Raw genomic sequence first — 18,792 nt, 5'->3', positions numbered from 1 at the left:
GCAATAACCTTCTATTTGTTCTTTTTAAATTTTCTCAATGGTTCTGTAATCTTCCAACTGTTTGAATTAATAATTTCATCATATTTAGCTTTAAGTAGCTTATTTTCTTTTTTAAGCTGCTCATTTTTATTTTTAAGATTCTCATTCTTTTGTCTTAAAATATCATTTTTGGATTTGAGCTTCTCTTTTTTGTCAAATAAGATTTGTTTTTCGCTGCGTAATTTAGTATTATTCTCCTTTAGTTTAATGGATTGATTATAATATTTTCTTCTCTCATCAAACTCAAGTCCGAATCTCCAGTTGAGCTCGTTTATTCTTTTTTCATATATGTTATCTTCAAAGAAACAATCAGAGTCTTCATATCCATTGTCATTTAAGATACTAATCAAAACATCACAGGAACTTTTATAGTCCGTCATGGAAGATTTATATTTGAATTCCTTTTTAGATAATATACTGTCATCTTCACAAATTCCCCAAATGTCTGATCCAGAACCAATATAATCGGAATATTTGGATGGAAGGAATGGATTTACTTTGAAATTGCCTTTAGTAATTGTGTCATTAATAAGTAAAATATCAAATTTTGTGGTTGCATTTAAGAATTCAAAGTAATTTAATGGTTTTTCAATAATCAGATTGTCTGAAATCTTCAGGTTCTCTGTTGATATCTTCAATAATTCGTCACGTTCTGTAAAGAAATAAAATTTAATCTTATCTTTATATTTGTGATTCAATGCTTCAAATGCATAGAATAATGGTTCAAAGTGTCTGATGTAGTAGTAAGTACCAAAGTATGCAATATTGATATAATTGTCATCCAATTCCAGTCCGCAGTCTTTGTAGTCATAAAATTCACTGTCAATTGTTGGATGAACCTCAAAAATGGATTTGTTTTCCACAATTTGCCTTATTTCATCATCATAAACTGAAAGCATTACTTCTCTTTGATTTTCATTTGTAAATATTATCTTATCTGCAAATATGAATGTCAGATATTCTGCAATGAAGAATGTGTTACTTGGATTATCCAAATCCTTAAAATGAGTATTATTGGATTTGTTGAAGTTGGCTATTTTCTCATTGAGTTTTTTGATATAATCTGGGTTGTCAAGGATAACTCTTGGATAATTTTTGATTTTCCCGTCATATAGATTTAAAAGCAATGGATCTGAGAATTCTGCAGTCCATTCAACATCAGGATTATTGAACTTATATTCCAAAGCCAAAAAATGGTTTGAATAGATATATGATCTGCTATAAATTTTGTTATAGTTCTTTTTAATAGATTTTAATCCCAAATTAATATATTCAAAAATAAATGGTATATAATCGGGTTTGGATTTAATGTCAATTGGAAATCTCTCATTAACATATTTGTCAATTATTTCATTAAAATCAGAAGATTTATCATATGAGCTTTGAATTACATCAACATGAAGATTCTTTTCCATTATCTTTCTTGCAACTACAAGACCACTAGTTTCTAAACGTGGAGGGAAATAGTAAGAAATAACAAGACAATCTACATCATTATTTTCCATTTTTGACAAGTTATCACCATTGATTATAGATTATTTGATAATAACAATTAAATTTTTTGGAAAAATATGTTTAATATAAAAATAAATAAAAAAAGTAAGATTAAATTAAAAATTTAATCATTGAATTTACCGAGGAACTCTTGCATACGTTTATTGTCGGATGCAAATACTTCTTCAGGTGAACCTTCTTCAACAATCACACCATTTTCCATGAATATAATTGAATCAGAAACTTTACGAGCAAAATTCATCTCGTGAGTAACAATAACCATTGTCATTTTATCAGCAGCTAACTGTTTAATTACTTCCAAGATTTCTCCAGTCAATTCTGGATCAAGTGCTGAGGTAGGTTCATCAAAGAATAATATGTCAGGATTCATTGCAAGTGCTCTTGCAATTGAAACCCTTTGCTGTTGACCACCGGATAATTCACAAGGGTATGCATTTTCCTTGTCTTCAAGGCCCATTTTCTTAAGCAATTGACGAGCATGGTCAAATACTTCTGTTTTATCTCTTTTTTGGACTCTTAAAGGAGCATTTGTAATATTTTTAATAACAGAATGATGCGGGAATAAATTAAAATTTTGGAAAACCAATCCAAATGTCCCATCAAAATTGATTATACCACTATCTTCCTGTTCAAGATCTGTGATACATCTGAGCAATGTTGATTTACCTGATCCGGATGGACCAATAATTGACAATACTTCACCTCTTTCAACTTTAAGGGAAATATCTTTTAATACAACATTATCTCCAAAGCTTTTTTTAAGATTTTTAATTTCAAGTAAACTCATAATATCCCTCTAATCATAATAACTTAATCTGTTTTCTATATGTTCCATTACAAATGCAACAATTACGTTGAATATGTAGTAGAATAAACCTGCAACGAGCAATGCTGCAATGGATGCATCTGCTGCGGCAATCTGTTTTGCAACGGTAAACATTTCTGGAATTGCAATAACGAATGAGAGGGAAGTATCTTTTACAAGAGTAATTACTTCATTAGTTATTGAAGGAAGAACTATTTTAATTACTTGCGGTAACACGATTATAAAGAATGTTTCTATTTTATTATATCCGAGTACCTGTGCCGCTTCGTATTGTCCTTTTGGAATAGCTTCAATTCCACCTCTATAAATTTCAGCAAAGTACGCTGCATAATTGATTGTGAATGCAATGATAACTGCAATAAATCTATAATCAGCAGACAAATTTATACCAAATATGTAATACGGTGCGAAAAATACAATAATTAATTGTAACATCAATGGTGTACCTCTCATAATAGAGATATAAATCTTCATTAACCATCTTATTGGTGCAAAATTACTCATTCTTCCTCCGGCAACAACTAAACCGAGAGGAAGAGAGAATAATAATGTAAGTAAAAATATCTCAACTGAGGTAATCATACCTCCGAGTAATTGTTCAATTACGTTACTTAATATCATTTATCAAATTCTCCCTTCAAACTAATTAATTTATGGTTGGATTAAAGCATCTTCAGAGATACCATATTTTTGTGCAATTTTAGCTACAGTACCGTCTTTAAACATATCATCTAAAGTAGATTGTACTTGATCTTTTAATTCAGTGTTTCCTTGTTTGAATCCAATACCGTATTTTTCACTGGTAATTGAGTCTTTTAAAACTTGGAAATCATCAGTAGCGTTTTTATTTTTAATATCGTATTCTGCAACACCAATATCCATAGCGATTGCATCACATGCACCGGATTCTAAGTCCATGAATGCAGTGTTGTAATCAGCAACTTCGGTTAAAGTTCCGAAAGTGTCAGCTAAAGTTTTGTTGTCTCCTTGGAGAGCAGCTAAAGCTGAGGAATCTTTTTGGGTTTCAACAATTTTACCAGCTAAATCATCAGGAGAGCTGATTCCAGCATCGGATTTAACAACAAATACTTGTTTGTTGTCAAAGTAAGGGTTGGACCAAGTGTAATTGTCTTCTCTTCCATCCATGGTGAATCCGTTCCAGATACAGTCAATAGAACCGGAGTCTAATTCTGCATCTTTAGCATCCCAATCGATTGGTTGTGCTTTGAATGTCCAATTATTTCTTTCACAAACTTCTTTTGCTAAGTCTAAGTCGAAACCAGTGTAGTTTCCACTATCGTCTTTATATCCATATGGTGGGAATTCTGCATCAAAACCAACAATGAATGTATTATCATCGTTTGATGAATCGCTTCCTCCCATAAAATCAAATAAACCTGCGCTTACAGTAGAACACATCATTAAAGATATAACTACTAAAGCTAAAATAAAACCTATCTTTTTATTCATTAAAAACACCAGTATTTTTTATAGAATAGAGAAATTCTAATCTACAAATAAATTTTTGTTTTTGATATATTTATGCATTTATATTTAATTTTATTTGAAACACTGTTTAATTGATGTTAAATTAAAAATAAAAGGCAGTGAGTTTATTATTTATTTTTAATAAAATCACCTTAAATTTAAACATTAAGATATATATCTTCATTAATTTTTTAATGTGAACCAGTTATTTTTCTTAAAATAGGTATCTTATCAAATATCCACAATACTATCCATGTACTTCCAATAATCATGATCATTACTATTGGTAACCAGATAATTGGATTATGAGTGAATAATATGGTGTATTCATATTTGAGGAAGAATAATGGATTGTAATGTGCTAAATAAATACCATAACTAAAAGTACTTATTGAAAAGATTACTTTAAACATAAATGATTCCTTAAATATCAAATAAATCTTATTTTTAATTGATTTTGGATTATTGGAACTGACTAAAGCAAAGTATCTTATGAACATGAATAATCCTGCTGACTGCATTACAGTAACAATAGTTTCATATTTATAATAAAGTAACTTATTTTTTAAAAAACACATTGTTAATGTATAATCCATGTTGATGAAGGTGAATATTAAAAATATGAGTAATGATATCTTTAGTAATCTTGAATCAGTCAAATTGAATTTTTTGTTTGTTAAATAGTAACCTAATACAAAATAACCTAAATAACCTGCAAAATAACTTAATTCAAGTTGATGGAATGGGTACTGGCCAATATTATTTAAAAACATTACTGTTCCCCAGATTAATAAGAAATACTCAACACCTTTCATACCATATTCTTTAATGAATGAATTTATAATTGGGATAAATAAATAAACACCTAAAATCATCCAAACAAACCAGTAATTATTATCAAAGTATAATTTTATAAAATTAACTGCTGTTGCCGGTTCTCCTGCAAATAGCATTTTAGTTATTGGAAATATCATTGCCCAAAATAGAAATGGGATTAAAACTCTAGAATATCTGCGCTTTAAGAAATCTCCAAGCTCATAATCTCTATTCAATAGTAATGCTCCACTTATCATTAAAAATAATGGAACACCAAGCACACCAAAATCAATAAATGGTGCAACGAAATGAATATTAAAACCACCAGGATTAGCATTTTGAAAGAAAGCACGAGTTACATGAGCTAAAATTACCAAAATAATTGCTAATGCCCTTATAAAATCTAAATAAAATATTCTTTTTTTACCATTAACTATTTTATACATCCATATCACTTAATTTTTATAAATCCAATCATATGTTCTTTTACAGTTGTTTTTATCTGTGTGTTTGAAGAAATAATCAACTCTTTTTTTGTATTCATCTTCCATAACACATTTGTTATCCAGATAATACTTAATTTTACTAACCATTTTATCTTCATCCCTGATTACTTCACCAAATCCCATGGATTCATAATCAAAATAGCCATTTTCTGAGTCAAAATGGTAGTCATTTGCATATTGGTAGAATATTAAAGGTTTTTTGATATATGCAAAATCAAAGAAAATGGATGAATAATCTGTAATCAGCAATGCTGATTCATTAAATATTTCCTGATACTTCTTAACATGGTCAACAGTAACATATTCATTTGCATCAAACAGATCAATGTACTTGTATAAGTTCAAATGAGGTTTAAAGATGATTTCATAACCTTTTTGCTTAGCATATTCTATAAACTCTTCATTGTTTATCAGGGAATTCCATCTTTTGAAATATTCTGAATTTATCAAATCATCTTCATTTTTAATGTAATTTCTCCAGGACGGCATCAAAACAATCTGCTTTTTAGTATTTTCATTATTTAAATTATCATAACGTGTAAATCCTAATGTTTGAATAATTTCCTCATCATAGTTATATCCGACATCTAAAAATGATTCCTTTTCCAAATCAGATGTAGTTGAAATCAACGCTAAATTCCTGTTGAACTTATGCAGCCAAGATGAAATGTTATCTTTTGTAACCCCATGCTGCAGGAAATATACATCAGGATAAAAACCTGCAAACAATGTGATGTTCTTATTGAAGAAAGGATTATACAATGATACGGCAGGCTGTGATGTAATCATTTTTTCAGTAAATAAGAACAATAACCTATGTTTAAATGATCCAAAAGGAATAACATTTTTAAAGCTTTTAGACAATCTTTTAAAGTCAGATGTATCCTTATCCAATACATAATACTTATCAACATCATCTTTTTGACTTAAAGCATATTTAAATAAGTGTTCACCATTGTCATCTGCAAAATCACGTCTGTCCATAAACATCCAGATTTTTTTATTTTTCAAGAATGGATATAACAGCATTATCAATGTCCTATAAAACAATCCTCCTCTGTAGTATTGTGGTTTTTCCTTAATCAATTGCAGAATTGCCCTTAAGTCAAATTTATATTTGCTTTTTGAATTTAATGGCATTGAATAAAACGAATTATCTTTAAGCAGTATCAAAATATCATCTTTTATGAGATAATGTGAAAATTTGGATAAATGAGAATATTTCCGGGCAGAAATTCTATTTTTCCATATTACATACTCTGCGTTTTCATGATATATTGTCCTGAATGAAATTTTTTCTATTTCTTTTCCATTTAAATGAATTTTAAAGTCAAAATTGTATGAGAATATCCATGGAATTGATAAAAACTTGACGGTTCTGCGATCAGTTGTCGGATATTCAACAAATTTTCCTTCATAATATGCAATATCTCCGTTTTTGTCTTCAACGCATGCTTCAACAGTAATATTTTCACTGTAGCAAATGCTCTTTAGAAAACCTGATAAATTCAGTACACCTTTTCTTATTTCTACTACATCAAAATACAATCCATGACTATGTAAATTAAACATATTGTAGTTATTTGTCTTGAAAAATACCTTATGTTGTCTGCAATCGATATTGAATGACTGATTTTTAATGAATAATAAAAATGAGGCTACAAAACTGTCAATGAAATTATTGTATTCAATGGCTTTTTTAGAAATATTATCCAAGATTTCACACAGCAAATTCCAAAATCCATCCAATTGATTTGAATCAACAGTAATGAAATCTAAATCCTCGATTCGAACAATTGATTCCAATTCTTTTACAATAATATGCTGCAGGAATTCCGGATTGTCTTTTGAATATTTTATTAAGCTATTCAATAGATTTAATTTTCCCATAACGCTGCAATAGTTCATGTTATTGCTATTTTCTGGATTGTGATAGCAGAATATGTCTTTGATAAATCCAAATTTCCCATCATCAATTAATATCCTGGAAGTTACGCTTATTCCATTTTCATCAATATCTTTGTCTTCAAATTCATAGTTGTTTTTGCGAATAAACGAAGAACAGATAGGTAAATGAAAATAATAGTTCACATCTTCATCATTAACATTAATTATTCTATTGTCTGATGCTGGCAAGTCATATAATGGATTTTTATAAATATTATCAAACAATGGAACGGAAATTAAATTAATGTCCTTATTTGTATCGAACATTTCACTGACAAGTTTTAAGCATTTGACATCAAATGAGTCACCTGCTTTCATAAAGCTGATAAAGTCTCCATTTGCATGTCTTAGTGCTGAATTTCTGGATCCATTATCTAAAACTAGAATGTTATCAGGATATTGGGATATATATTCATCAATATCTAAAGCAATTTCATCATTCTCTTTAACAACAATCACTTGAGTATTTTCAATAAAGTCAAGCTGTTGGGATATTACTGAATCAATAGACACTTTATATCCTGAATTGTTTGGAATAATGATTGTAAACTTGAAATTAGCCATATATATTAACCTCCCTTCTAATGATTAATTAACCACTCATATATCCTTTTAGAATTGTCTGTATCATGGAACTTGAAAAACTTTGATGATCTCTGTTTATATTCATCTTCAAGTTCACAATTATGCTTCAAATAAAATTCAATTTTATCAATCAAATCATTTTCCGTTTTAATAATCTCACCGAATCCCATTGTTTCATAATCAAAGTATCCCTTTTCATAATGGAATTCCTCAAAGTCCTGGGTCTGATAGTATATTAAAGGTTTTTGAAGATATGCAAAATCGAATGCAATTGATGAGTAGTCTGTAATCATAATTGATGATTCACTGAATAATTTTGTATAGGATTCCTCAGATATTCTAAATTCATCAGGAATATCAAATAAATCAAGATATCTCCATAATTCGGGATGTGGTCTGAAAACCAATGAATATCCATATTCATGGGCAAGTTCAATCAATCTTTCATTATTTAAAACATTATTGATATTCTTAAAATACTCTGAATCAACTAACAGACGAGGGTCATCTAAATTACGTCTCCATGTTGGAATGAACAGTATCTGTTTATTGTCATTGTTGACCAGCTTATCATATCTTGGAAGACCTAGCAGCTGTATTCTATCAGTTTCAAAGTTATAATTTGTATGTGCAATTGATTCCCATTCCGCTTCAGCACTAGTAACGAATAATGACAGATTATAAACGTACTTTCTAATCCAATTTGATAAGTCATGTAAAATTACACCATGCTGGATGAAACACTCATCGTGCAGCACTGCACCATTATACAAGAACTCGTTACTAGCTAAAAAAGGATTTAAAATGAACTTGTTTACCTGTGAGGATACTAGCTTTTCTGAAAATGTAAAGAGTATCTTATGTTTTGCAGATCTAAAAGCAACAATGTTTTTGCATTCCTTTTTTAATCTATTATAATCTGGTGAGTCCTTACCTATGATAAAATATTTGTTGACATCATCATCTTGATTAATACAGTATTTGAATAGATGTTCAGCATTGTCATCGCCGGCTTCGACCCTGTCTCCCATAAGCCATATTTTCTTGTTTTTCATATATGGCAACAGAGTCAAATATATTCCTTTATAGCCAAGTGTTTTAATCTTATTTGTTGCATTGCTTTGAAGTATCTTTTTAATTGAGCTCAGTTCAAATCTTAAAACCTTTTTAAAGGAATATGGCATTATTAAAAATGAGTTCATTGTAAACAATACAATTCTTGAATCTTTAATGAAATAATGGCTAAATGCAGATAAACTGGCAAATCTTCTGAATTTAATATTCGGATTTACTGTAATCTCAGTTTCATCATCAGAATAAGTGAATCTGAAGGATATCTTGCAGTTCTGACAGTCTGAAATTGGAATCTGTACATCAAAATTATACATATATACCCAAGGAATTGACAGGAATGTTTTAACTTTACGCTCTGTAGAACTATAATCTACAAATTCACATGAAAATACTTCAGTTTTATTATTCATTTCCTTTAAAGCTTCAATGGCTATGAAATCATATTCACAGTAGCTGGTAATGCTTCCTGAGAAATTAATAAAGTCATCTTTGACTTCAATGATGTCCATCCAGATATCCTGTCTGTTTAAAACATTCAATGCATGGTTTTTTGAATATACTACGACCTCATTATCCTCTTCAATAGTAATGTGAAAATCATTATTTTTTAAATATAACATGAAATTCTGAGTATGATTGTTAATGAAAACATTTCCTTTGATATTGCTCGCATTAATATGATTAAATACATTATTTAGATAATCATATATGTCACTGGAAGTTAAACCATTGGTTAATACATCATCAATATCTTCGATTTCAACAATATCTGCAAGTTCAATTGCAAGCTTATATTGAATATAATTTGGAATATAACCTACTTTTTCACTGCAGAACTTAGATATATTTTCATAATAATTAATGAATTTTTCAAAGCTTGTTTCATTATCCATATAGTTTAAGCTTAATTTCTCAACTTTTGGATCAATTGCAAATCCCAACTTGGAATCTAGTAATAGTTCCTCGATATATGTTACATCAGATATATTAATGTTTTCTTTTTTTATAAAAAATGAACCTGAAATCGAATTAATGAATTCTGGGTGTTGAGATATATCAATGACTTTATTTGACTGTGTAAATCCATAGTCAATTGGAAATTTTCCTTTGCTTTCTTCTACACGAATAGCTGCAACATCCAATGAATTTATTTTATTAAAAAAAGCACTTATTTCACTTAAAGTATTATTGGATAAAACATCTCCACTATTTAAAAAGTTAAGATATTTTCCATTAGAATATTTTAAACCTAAATTAATGGTTTTATCAGAATTATCTATAATAAAGAAGTTTTCAGGATATTCCTTCCTATATTTTTGAGCAATTTCAGGAATATTGTCTTCTGAATTGATAAAAAGTATTTCCACTTTACTTAAATCATATTCCTGACTGATGATTGACCTAATTGAATGTTCAATACAATTTTCCATATTATATAATACAATTGTAAAATCATACTGTAAATTATTAGTTTTCTTCATAACGCTCATAAAAATTCCACAATACTTTATATAATTGTTAAATTTATTATTCGCATTATTTAAAAATTATCTATTTAGATAAATATTTATGTGAACTTGTTAATGCTATGAAGAACTCATTTATCTTGTTCTGTTATTAATAAATAGCTATTTATCAATTCATCATATGATAATTCATTTAAAGAGTTAATTTTTTCATATAACCAGCTATGAGATTCAATATAAGACTCTGGAATACTATTTATAATGGAATCATTATTTTTAGTATTGTAAAATACCTTTTTTCCATTCAATATTGAACTAACATTATAAATATTTGAATTATTATTAGACATATCTAAAGTAAAATCTTTATTCGTAATGCTTTTTACATAGTCTTCGGTCCAATCTCTGCAGGTAATTATTCCATATAACTGATTATCATTAATTAATTTCATGAATTCTTCAAAATCTTCTGATTTTACATGAGCATCAATCATTATGTTTTTGATATTGTTTTCTTTCAAATAACATCCAAATTCCATAAGATTAATTATACTTGCTTTGTCAATAACAAATGAAATGCCCTGAAATACAGATTTTGCTAATTTATTTTCATTGTTCTCAAAAGTTTCAGTTAATTCTTCAATTGTAGGATAGTCTCCAGGAATCAATAATGTATTCAATATTTCTGAATTACAATTAGAATACTTCAATTTTCCATGTATGTCATCTTGAGTGGATTTATCAAAGAATATTGTATCTTGGATATCTAGTTTTTCAAGTTTTTCTGCAATATATGGAAACATTTTATCAATTTGATTAGAATCATGTGGGAATAAGTATATTTTATTGTTTATCTCATCAGAATCAACATCATTTAAAAATAAATGTAATGATTCCCTTGTAGAAATTACAGTATTCGATCTTAAATTTTTAAGCACTTCAGATAATTTATACCCCATATATGGATGTAGATTATTTTTATCTTGTTCATGATTTAGATAACTGAAGTATTTATCAGATTTGAAAATGGAATTTATTAATTTCCTTTTTAAAGGATGGGACTTATTCCAATGTAAATAATTAATATTTAAACCAAATGGCATGTTTTTCTTTGATTTTGATTTAGTTAAAGATAATAATGAAACAAGATAATTTTGTTTCAATAAACTTTCAGCATATCTTAAAATAACATCATTTTCATAAGAATTTTCAAAGAAATCAGTTCCAATGATTGTAATTTTATTCTTTTGAAGAGAATAAATATAATTATAAATATCAATATTATGATTGTCCTGTTTTATGTACTCATAATCTATTTTTTCAGGATAAGTCTTTCTAAAAAATTCATTTATTTTATAATTTTTATTAATGATTTTTTCAATTAATTCAGAAGAAATTTTACTATTAATCTCATTAAGTTCTTCAAGATTACAATAAAAATCTCTCTTTTTCATATATGTTTCAATATCTGGTTGAAATAATAACACAGGTTTATTTAAAAATGTAAAATCATAAACAACAGAAGAATAATCACTAATCAAAAGTTCACTACTTACTAATTCATTCATTACATTAATTTCGGATGATTTAACAATTTCAATAATGCCTTTTTCTATGGTGTTATGTATTTCTTCAAAAATCTCATTATCAAAAAACTGATGAACACATAACTTTAAAGTAACATTTTCATCAATTAAAAATTTTTTTAACTTATGTGATTCTAAAACATTAGAAATATGTCTTATAAATAATCTAGTATCAGCATTATCTCCAAAATATTCTCTCCAGGTTATAAACCATAAAATTTGTTTTTTATTTTTAATTTGTTGATTTCTACGTACTAATTCACCAAATCTAGATTGAAAACAGAAATTAGGTAATTGATATTTTCTAAAATTATTATATTTAGCAAAAATATCATGCACATAATTATTATACAAAAACAGTCTAAACATATTATTATTATAAGAGTCACCTTTATACCCTATAGTTTTAATACCTACAGAGCCATGACCTAAATAAAAAATTGGTTTTTTGTTTTTTAAATTTAATTTTTGAAATAATATTTTATCTGGAAATACATCTTTATAGGATAATGTAACTATAAATAAATCAGCATCAAAGAATTTTTTAAAATGTTTATAGGAATTACGCCATAATACATATTTTTTTTCATACTCTGTGAGATTAACATAGGTTTCTAACGTATTTTTATTTCGCTCAAAAATAATATATTTTTCAACATCATCATTAATGTTTACCACTTTTTTCCATAAGTAAAAAGAATTATTATCAGCGGTTTTACCTAAATTTTCACCAAAAAGCCATATATAATTATTTACCATTTAATTAACTCCTATGCTGATATTATTTTAGTAATCTTAAAAATTTTTCAGATACTGTGTCTCTAGAGAATTTTTTCTGAATTTTATTGTAATTTTCGATTAATTCATCTAATGATAATTTATCAATATCTTTTATTTGAGAGCATAACCATTCATATGATTCTATATATGAATTAGGAATATTTTCCATTACTTCAAGTGATCCTGGATTTTTCATACAGAACACTTTTTTACCATTTAAAATACCTTCAATATAAGTCATACCAAAGCTATGATTTAAAGAAAAATCAATCATGAAATCATTTTCAATAATTTTTTCAGTGGCTTTGTTTGTTTCGCCTTTATATTGAATAATATCTAAAAGACCATATTTGTTTAATAAATCAATAAAAATTGGAACATAATTTCCACCACCATATACATTAATAATTAAAGTATTAAAGTTATTTTCTTTAATATATTTTCCAAAGTTAATTAGATTATCAAGATCATCTTTTCTATCTTCAGTTATTCTTACTAAATAAATTGCATTATATATATCTTTTTTTTCAATTGGAATAATTTCATCTTTATCAATCATTTTTAAATTAACTAATGAATTTCCAGTAATCTCATATAATCTATAATTATTATAATTAAATTTATTTTCAATAGCTTGTCTGTTCATTTCTGTAACAAATAATGCATTATCTAATCTTATTTGTTTAAGTTCCTCCATTAAATTAGGAAAAGCTTCATCAATCATATCAACAGGAGTATGAAAATAGAAAATCTTATTATTCACATGTTTTGAAGTGCAGTCATTAATGTATAAGTGAAGTGATTCTCTAGTTGAAACTATCGTATTTGATTTGATTTTTTTCATCAGTTCATTTAAACGATAATTCACATATGGATGTAAGAATTCTTTACTAAAATCATACTTTAAATAACCATAATTATGAGTTATTCCATTAATAAAATAGGTTAATTTCTCCTTAAAAATTGGTGTTTTATCATAATATAAAAATTGGACATTTAAACCGTTAGGTCTATTTTGTTTAAATTTTCTTAACCTTTTTAAAGAAAGTAATTCAACAAGATATCCTTTTTCCAATAAACCTTCTGCTAATGCCATTGTTGCATTAACTGTACCTCCAATACCATAAAAATTATATCCTATGAATGTAATCTTATTTTTTTGGAAACTTGAAAGATTATTATAAATTTCTTTTAAATGCTCATCATTCATTACAAAATCATAATCTATTTGATCTGGAAAAGCATTTCTTAAATATGGAATTTCACTAAATTCTTTATTACTAATTTTTTCTATTAATTCAAAAGGATTTTTTATAATATAATCATTTAATTCATTAATATCAAAAGTAAGATTTCTTCTTTCAATATATGGCAAATAATCTGGCTGGAACAATAAAACAGGTCTATTTAAAAAAATGAAATCATAAGCTATTGATGAATAATCTGTAATCAACAGTTTACTTTTAGATAATTCTAAATTCAAATCTGATTGTTCTTGATAACAAATTTTCATTAAATCTTTATCAATGAATTTAGAAATTTTTTTAATGACTGATTTTCTGAAAAACTTATGAAAACAGATTTTCAGAGTCAAATTATTTAATTTAAGAAATTCAATTAACTTTTCTGATTGAAGTACTACTTTGATATATTTAATAAAAGTTTTAGTGTCAATTTCATTGCTAAAATATTCACGGGATGTTAAAAACCATAAAATTTGATTTTTATCAGTATTTTCTGTATCTTTTACTAATAAATCTCCATATTTGGGCATATATTCCATATATTCAAGTTGATATTCCTTAAAATTATTATTTTCAATTAAACTATCGGAAATTGTTTTGTTGTAATTAAAAAATTTAATAATTTTATTACCATAGGATTTACCCTTAACGGAATATTGTTTCAATCCATGAACTCCATGTTGGAGATGAATGAACGCTTTTGCAAAAGTAAACTTCCTATTACTCTGTATTATGTCTTCTGGTGTAACATCTTTATATGAATGACTTATAAAAAGCAAATCTGCATCATTATATAATTTATGATGTTTATTTGAATCACGCCATACAATAAACTGTTTTTCATAATCTGATAAATTATTTAAATGATTTAAGTTATTTTCAGTTTTTTTTAAAATGAAATACTTCTCAATATCATCTTTAATATTTACACAATACTTCCAAAAATAATATGAATTATTATTTAATGTAGTACCAAAGTTTTCACCAAATAGCCAGATATATTTATTAATTAAAAACAACCCCAAATATATTAAATTTTATTAATTAATGATTGTAAATCCAATCATAACATCTTTTTGAATTGTTATGATCATTATACTTAAAGATTTCATCCACACGTTTCTTATATTTATCTTCCATTATGCAATCGTTATTCATGTATTCTATGAGTTTATCAACCAATTCATCCTCGTCTTTGATGACTGGACCGAATCCCATTGTTTCATACTGGAAGTAACTGTTTTCAGAATCATAATGGTAGTCATTTGCATACTGATAATAGATCAACGGTTTTTTAAGATATGCGAAATCGAAAAATATTGATGAATAGTCAGTTACCAAAACTGCTGATTCGTTGAATATCACTTGATATTTCTTATGTTCATCAATCTGAACATAGTCATTTTTATCAAACAGATCCAAGTAACGCAATAATTCAGGATGAGGCTTAAATAATATTTCATAGCCTTTTTCATTTGCATGTTTAATCAATCGTTCATTGTTAATTAATGAATTGAATCTTTTGAAGTATTCTGATTCTTTAAATATTTCTTCATTTGTAAGGTAATTTCTCCATGAGGGCATTATTACAATTTGCTTTTTAAGACCCTTATTGTTTAGATTATCATATCTTGGAAGACCTAACAGTTGTATTACTTTATCTCCATAGTTGTATCCTTCATCAAATAGTGATTCATATTCCATTTGGGTGGATGTGACGATGAGCTTTGGATTTCTGTCATATTTTCTAAGCCATGAAGACATGTTATCCTTTATGATTCCATGCTGCAGGAAATAAAAATCAATATTGGATATTCCTGCTGTTTGATAATATTCTCTGTGTCTAAACGGATTCAAGTAAAATTCAGATCCCTGTGAAGAGATAATTTTGCTTGCAAAGGTGTAATAGAACCTATGTTTTATTGATTCAAAAGCCAAAACATTTCCATATATCTCTTGAAGTCTGTCATAATCTTCACTTGTCCTATTAATTGAAAAGAACTTTTTGATACCGTCATTTTGTTTTAATGCATATTTAAAGAAGTGTTCTGCATTGTCGTCTGCTACCTGTTTTCTGTCCATTATTATCCAGATTTCTCTATTTTTCATGATAGGATATAATACCAGATACATCACTCTAAAGAATAATGCCTGCTTATAGAACAATTCCCTATTAATAAGAATACCAATTAATCCTTTAACTTCAAATCCAAACATTTTGATATATGAATAGGGCATGACATTAAATACATTGTTGTCAAACATTATGATCATGCCTTCTTTTACATAGTAATTGCTTTCGTATGTTATATTGCAGTAAGTTCTGAATCTGAGCTTAGGATTAAATTTAACAGAATTTTTATATTTTACGATTATCTTAATGCTTGATTTTTCATTTTTGCTTGTAATTGGGATTGCTAAGTCAAAATTATAGAAGTTTAACCATCTAAGGCCAAGCATTGAATTGAAATCTCTTGTTGGATAATGATAATATGATGCATCGATTGTTTCTGTATCCCCATTTTTAAATTCTCTTATTCCGGTAATGGAGATGTCATCATTATCAATTAGGCTTTCAAAGTATCCTGAGAAATATAATACGTCATCCCTTAATGTTGCAAAGTCCAGTATTAACTGTTTTGAGGATAAATCATAAATCAGATGTTCATTTGAAAATATCTGAACATTATTATCATTTGTATTAATGTTTAAATCAGGAGTTTTTCCAGTTAAAATATTATTAAATCCAATTTCACCTGTTTTTACTGCAATGAAAAAGGAGGAACGGTTTATGTTGTCGCATATTTCGATTATTTCATCAATATCAAAATAGGATAATATGTAGTGCAATGAATTAAAGAATTGTTCAAGCTCGTTTTCACTCAATAATTCGGGGATTTCTGTATCATCCATTAAAAATATCAATTTTCTTATTATTAAACGCTTGATAAATGTTTTTACTTCATTATGCTGCTCAAGAGAGTATTTAATCAAGTCCAATAAAAAATAGTTCATTTGAGTTAAATAGTATTCTTTACTGTCCATCAGTTCCTTGTGAACCATTCTTCTTTTTTTATAATAGTAATATGATTCATTTTCTAAAAGAACATAACTTTCGCTTTTTATGAGAACTTTATTTGCAAAAGCAATCTCTTCACCATCCACAATACGTGAATCAAATCGAATATCTTCTAAAATGTCTCTTTTAATGAATGATGAGTAGATAAATTTTAAAAAAAAGTTGGGGAATTCGTTAAGATCAATTAAACCTGTTTTTCCATATTTTCTAGGGAATTTTCTCTCATCATCTTCTTTGAAAGTTGCAACAGGTAAACAAATTACATCATGATTATATTTACCAAGTGCCTTGTCCAGTTCTTTAATTGCATTTTCATCCAGATAATCATGGAAATCCAAAAAGTTAACGTAATCTCCTGTTGAATATTCAAGACCCAGATTACGTCCATCAAAAATTGATGGGGAATCCTGAGTCAATAACAGGATATTTTCAGGAAATTTGCTTTCATATCTAACTGCAATCTCATGTGTTTCATCATCACTTGCACAATCAACTAAAATAATTTGAATATTATCTTTAAATCCGCAAGTTTGATTTATAACTGAAGACATAGCATCTTCAAGATATTGATGTTCGTCATGAAAAGCAATTATTAGTGAAAATTTCTTTTTAGTTAGTTTTTGGAGTTTTATTTTCATATATGAACCATCTGTATTGAATTAGCGATTAATAAACAATTTGTCTCATAATGTAAATCAATTGTTTGTATTGTGATATGTTTATTTTTATAATTATATGTTTATTTTTTTATCATTTATATATTTAGATGTTGGGTTTAATTTGTATACAAATACCACAATTAATGTAATAAAAACAATACATTCTAGGAATTAACTTCCCTATTTGTAAACAAATTTACAAATGTTAAAAACATACAGCATTATGCCTGAAATAATTAACATTGCAATGGTTCCGATTACAGTAAGATGAATCCATGACACATCCAATGGTAAATTTATCACTATAATTGAAAATATCGGTTGAATCAACAGGAATAAATAAGATATTTTTGAATAGAAATTGACTAATGAAGAATCTGAAAACACATCTGCTGATTTGAACAATATGAACAATGCTGAAACTTCAACAATAGTAAAAGGATCAATGCTAATCTGTAAAGTTGTATTCTTAAATAAAAGCATGAAAAAGCTATTCCATTCGTTCACTGAATTTGTAATCAATAAAGTCCTAATTGACAATGCAGCTGTAAATATAACCAATGAAATAATGATTAATTTCTTTTTGGACAAATTGAAATCCTTATTATCCAGATAATATCCTAAAACCATAAACATCAATGGTTCAGCAAAGAACACCAAATCAATATAATACATGCTAAAATCAAACTGTACACTTAATGACCATAATATGCTTGTTAAAATAAATAATCCAAGAATATATCTTATTCCATTTTCCTTTTCCAGTCTTAAGAATTCAATCAATATTGGAATGACAAGTACACATGAGAGAACAATCCATATGAACCAATTTGATGCAGTCATATTAGTTGCAAATGAATGGGTTCCATCGAAATATAGAATCAGTAATCCCAATACAATATTTAAAAGTACAAAAGGTGGAATGAGATATCTGTAGCATTTCTTAACAACTGCAAATGAATGTTCCTTTGTTTTTAGGACAATGACACCAAATACCATCAATAATAATGGAAATCCCAAATTGGAAAACAATCTTGTGAGTACATATGTTAGCTTATGGGATGCATTCAATTCATAGCCGGCCTGTGAGATAACATATGCTGAAATAAGAATGATTGAAAATACTTTTATCAAATCCAAATAACTGTTTTTTATTTCCAAAATAACACCTCAATGATACCC

Annotated in this window: 11 protein-coding genes; all 11 read right to left on the bottom strand. The window is 27.3% G+C overall.

Annotation, left to right across the window (positions count from 1 at the left end; genetic code table 11):
• Positions 1 to 11: 11 nt before the first annotated feature.
• Positions 12 to 1,553: a hypothetical protein gene (locus tag MR875_10045; protein MCI6995179.1), complete on the bottom strand. Its 1,542-nt coding sequence runs from the start codon at positions 1,551 to 1,553 to the stop codon at positions 12 to 14.
• Between the two features lie 104 nt (positions 1,554 to 1,657).
• Positions 1,658 to 2,341, bottom strand: coding sequence for an amino acid ABC transporter ATP-binding protein (locus MR875_10040; protein MCI6995178.1), 684 nt, complete (start codon positions 2,339 to 2,341; stop codon positions 1,658 to 1,660).
• A 9-nt stretch (positions 2,342 to 2,350) separates the two neighbouring features.
• Positions 2,351 to 3,001, bottom strand: coding sequence for an amino acid ABC transporter permease (locus tag MR875_10035; GenBank protein ID MCI6995177.1), 651 nt, complete (start codon positions 2,999 to 3,001; stop codon positions 2,351 to 2,353).
• A gap of 30 nt (positions 3,002 to 3,031) precedes the next feature.
• Positions 3,032 to 3,850, bottom strand: a complete 819-nt coding sequence (locus tag MR875_10030; protein ID MCI6995176.1) for an amino acid ABC transporter substrate-binding protein — start codon at positions 3,848 to 3,850, stop codon at positions 3,032 to 3,034.
• A gap of 209 nt (positions 3,851 to 4,059) precedes the next feature.
• Complete coding sequence (locus MR875_10025; protein MCI6995175.1) at positions 4,060 to 5,130, bottom strand: acyltransferase family protein; 1,071 nt, start codon at positions 5,128 to 5,130, stop codon at positions 4,060 to 4,062.
• A gap of 9 nt (positions 5,131 to 5,139) precedes the next feature.
• Complete coding sequence (locus tag MR875_10020) at positions 5,140 to 7,701, bottom strand: bifunctional glycosyltransferase family 2 protein/CDP-glycerol:glycerophosphate glycerophosphotransferase (GenBank protein ID MCI6995174.1); 2,562 nt, start codon at positions 7,699 to 7,701, stop codon at positions 5,140 to 5,142.
• A gap of 17 nt (positions 7,702 to 7,718) precedes the next feature.
• Positions 7,719 to 10,286: a CDP-glycerol:glycerophosphate glycerophosphotransferase gene (locus MR875_10015; GenBank protein ID MCI6995173.1), complete on the bottom strand. Its 2,568-nt coding sequence runs from the start codon at positions 10,284 to 10,286 to the stop codon at positions 7,719 to 7,721.
• A 107-nt stretch (positions 10,287 to 10,393) separates the two neighbouring features.
• Complete coding sequence (locus MR875_10010) at positions 10,394 to 12,607, bottom strand: CDP-glycerol glycerophosphotransferase family protein (GenBank protein MCI6995172.1); 2,214 nt, start codon at positions 12,605 to 12,607, stop codon at positions 10,394 to 10,396.
• A 22-nt stretch (positions 12,608 to 12,629) separates the two neighbouring features.
• Positions 12,630 to 14,891 carry a CDP-glycerol glycerophosphotransferase family protein gene (locus MR875_10005; protein MCI6995171.1) on the bottom strand — a complete coding sequence of 754 codons (2,262 nt, stop codon included), beginning with the start codon at positions 14,889 to 14,891 and terminating at the stop codon, positions 12,630 to 12,632.
• Positions 14,892 to 14,916: 25 nt separating this feature from the next.
• On the bottom strand, positions 14,917 to 17,589 hold the full coding sequence (locus MR875_10000) for a bifunctional glycosyltransferase family 2 protein/CDP-glycerol:glycerophosphate glycerophosphotransferase (GenBank protein MCI6995170.1): 2,673 nt from the start codon (positions 17,587 to 17,589) through the stop codon (positions 14,917 to 14,919).
• Positions 17,590 to 17,790: 201 nt separating this feature from the next.
• Positions 17,791 to 18,771 (bottom strand): acyltransferase family protein, encoded by a 981-nt coding sequence (locus MR875_09995; GenBank protein MCI6995169.1) that lies wholly within the window; start codon positions 18,769 to 18,771, stop codon positions 17,791 to 17,793.
• Between the last annotated feature and the right edge of the window lie 21 nt (positions 18,772 to 18,792).

Source organism: Methanobrevibacter sp. (assembly GCA_022775905.1).
Taxonomy (GTDB): Archaea; Methanobacteriota; Methanobacteria; order Methanobacteriales; family Methanobacteriaceae; genus Methanocatella.
Note: the sequence above shows the minus strand (reverse complement) of the source record. Positions and strands in the feature narration are given on the sequence as shown.

What these genes read in the sequence shown, in the direction of transcription:
- MR875_10040 (MCI6995178.1), bottom strand. Translation starts at nt 2,341, where the DNA reads ATGAGTTTACTTGAAATTAAAAATCTTAAAAAAAGCTTTGGAGATAAT.
- MR875_10035 (MCI6995177.1), bottom strand. Translation starts at nt 3,001, where the DNA reads ATGATATTAAGTAACGTAATTGAACAATTACTCGGAGGTATGATTACC.
- MR875_10030 (MCI6995176.1), bottom strand. Translation starts at nt 3,850, where the DNA reads ATGAATAAAAAGATAGGTTTTATTTTAGCTTTAGTAGTTATATCTTTA.
- MR875_10025 (MCI6995175.1), bottom strand. Translation starts at nt 5,130, where the DNA reads ATGTATAAAATAGTTAATGGTAAAAAAAGAATATTTTATTTAGATTTT.
- MR875_10020 (MCI6995174.1), bottom strand. Translation starts at nt 7,701, where the DNA reads ATGGCTAATTTCAAGTTTACAATCATTATTCCAAACAATTCAGGATAT.
- MR875_10015 (MCI6995173.1), bottom strand. Translation starts at nt 10,286, where the DNA reads ATGAGCGTTATGAAGAAAACTAATAATTTACAGTATGATTTTACAATT.
- MR875_10010 (MCI6995172.1), bottom strand. Translation starts at nt 12,607, where the DNA reads ATGGTAAATAATTATATATGGCTTTTTGGTGAAAATTTAGGTAAAACC.
- MR875_10000 (MCI6995170.1), bottom strand. Translation starts at nt 17,589, where the DNA reads ATGAAAATAAAACTCCAAAAACTAACTAAAAAGAAATTTTCACTAATA.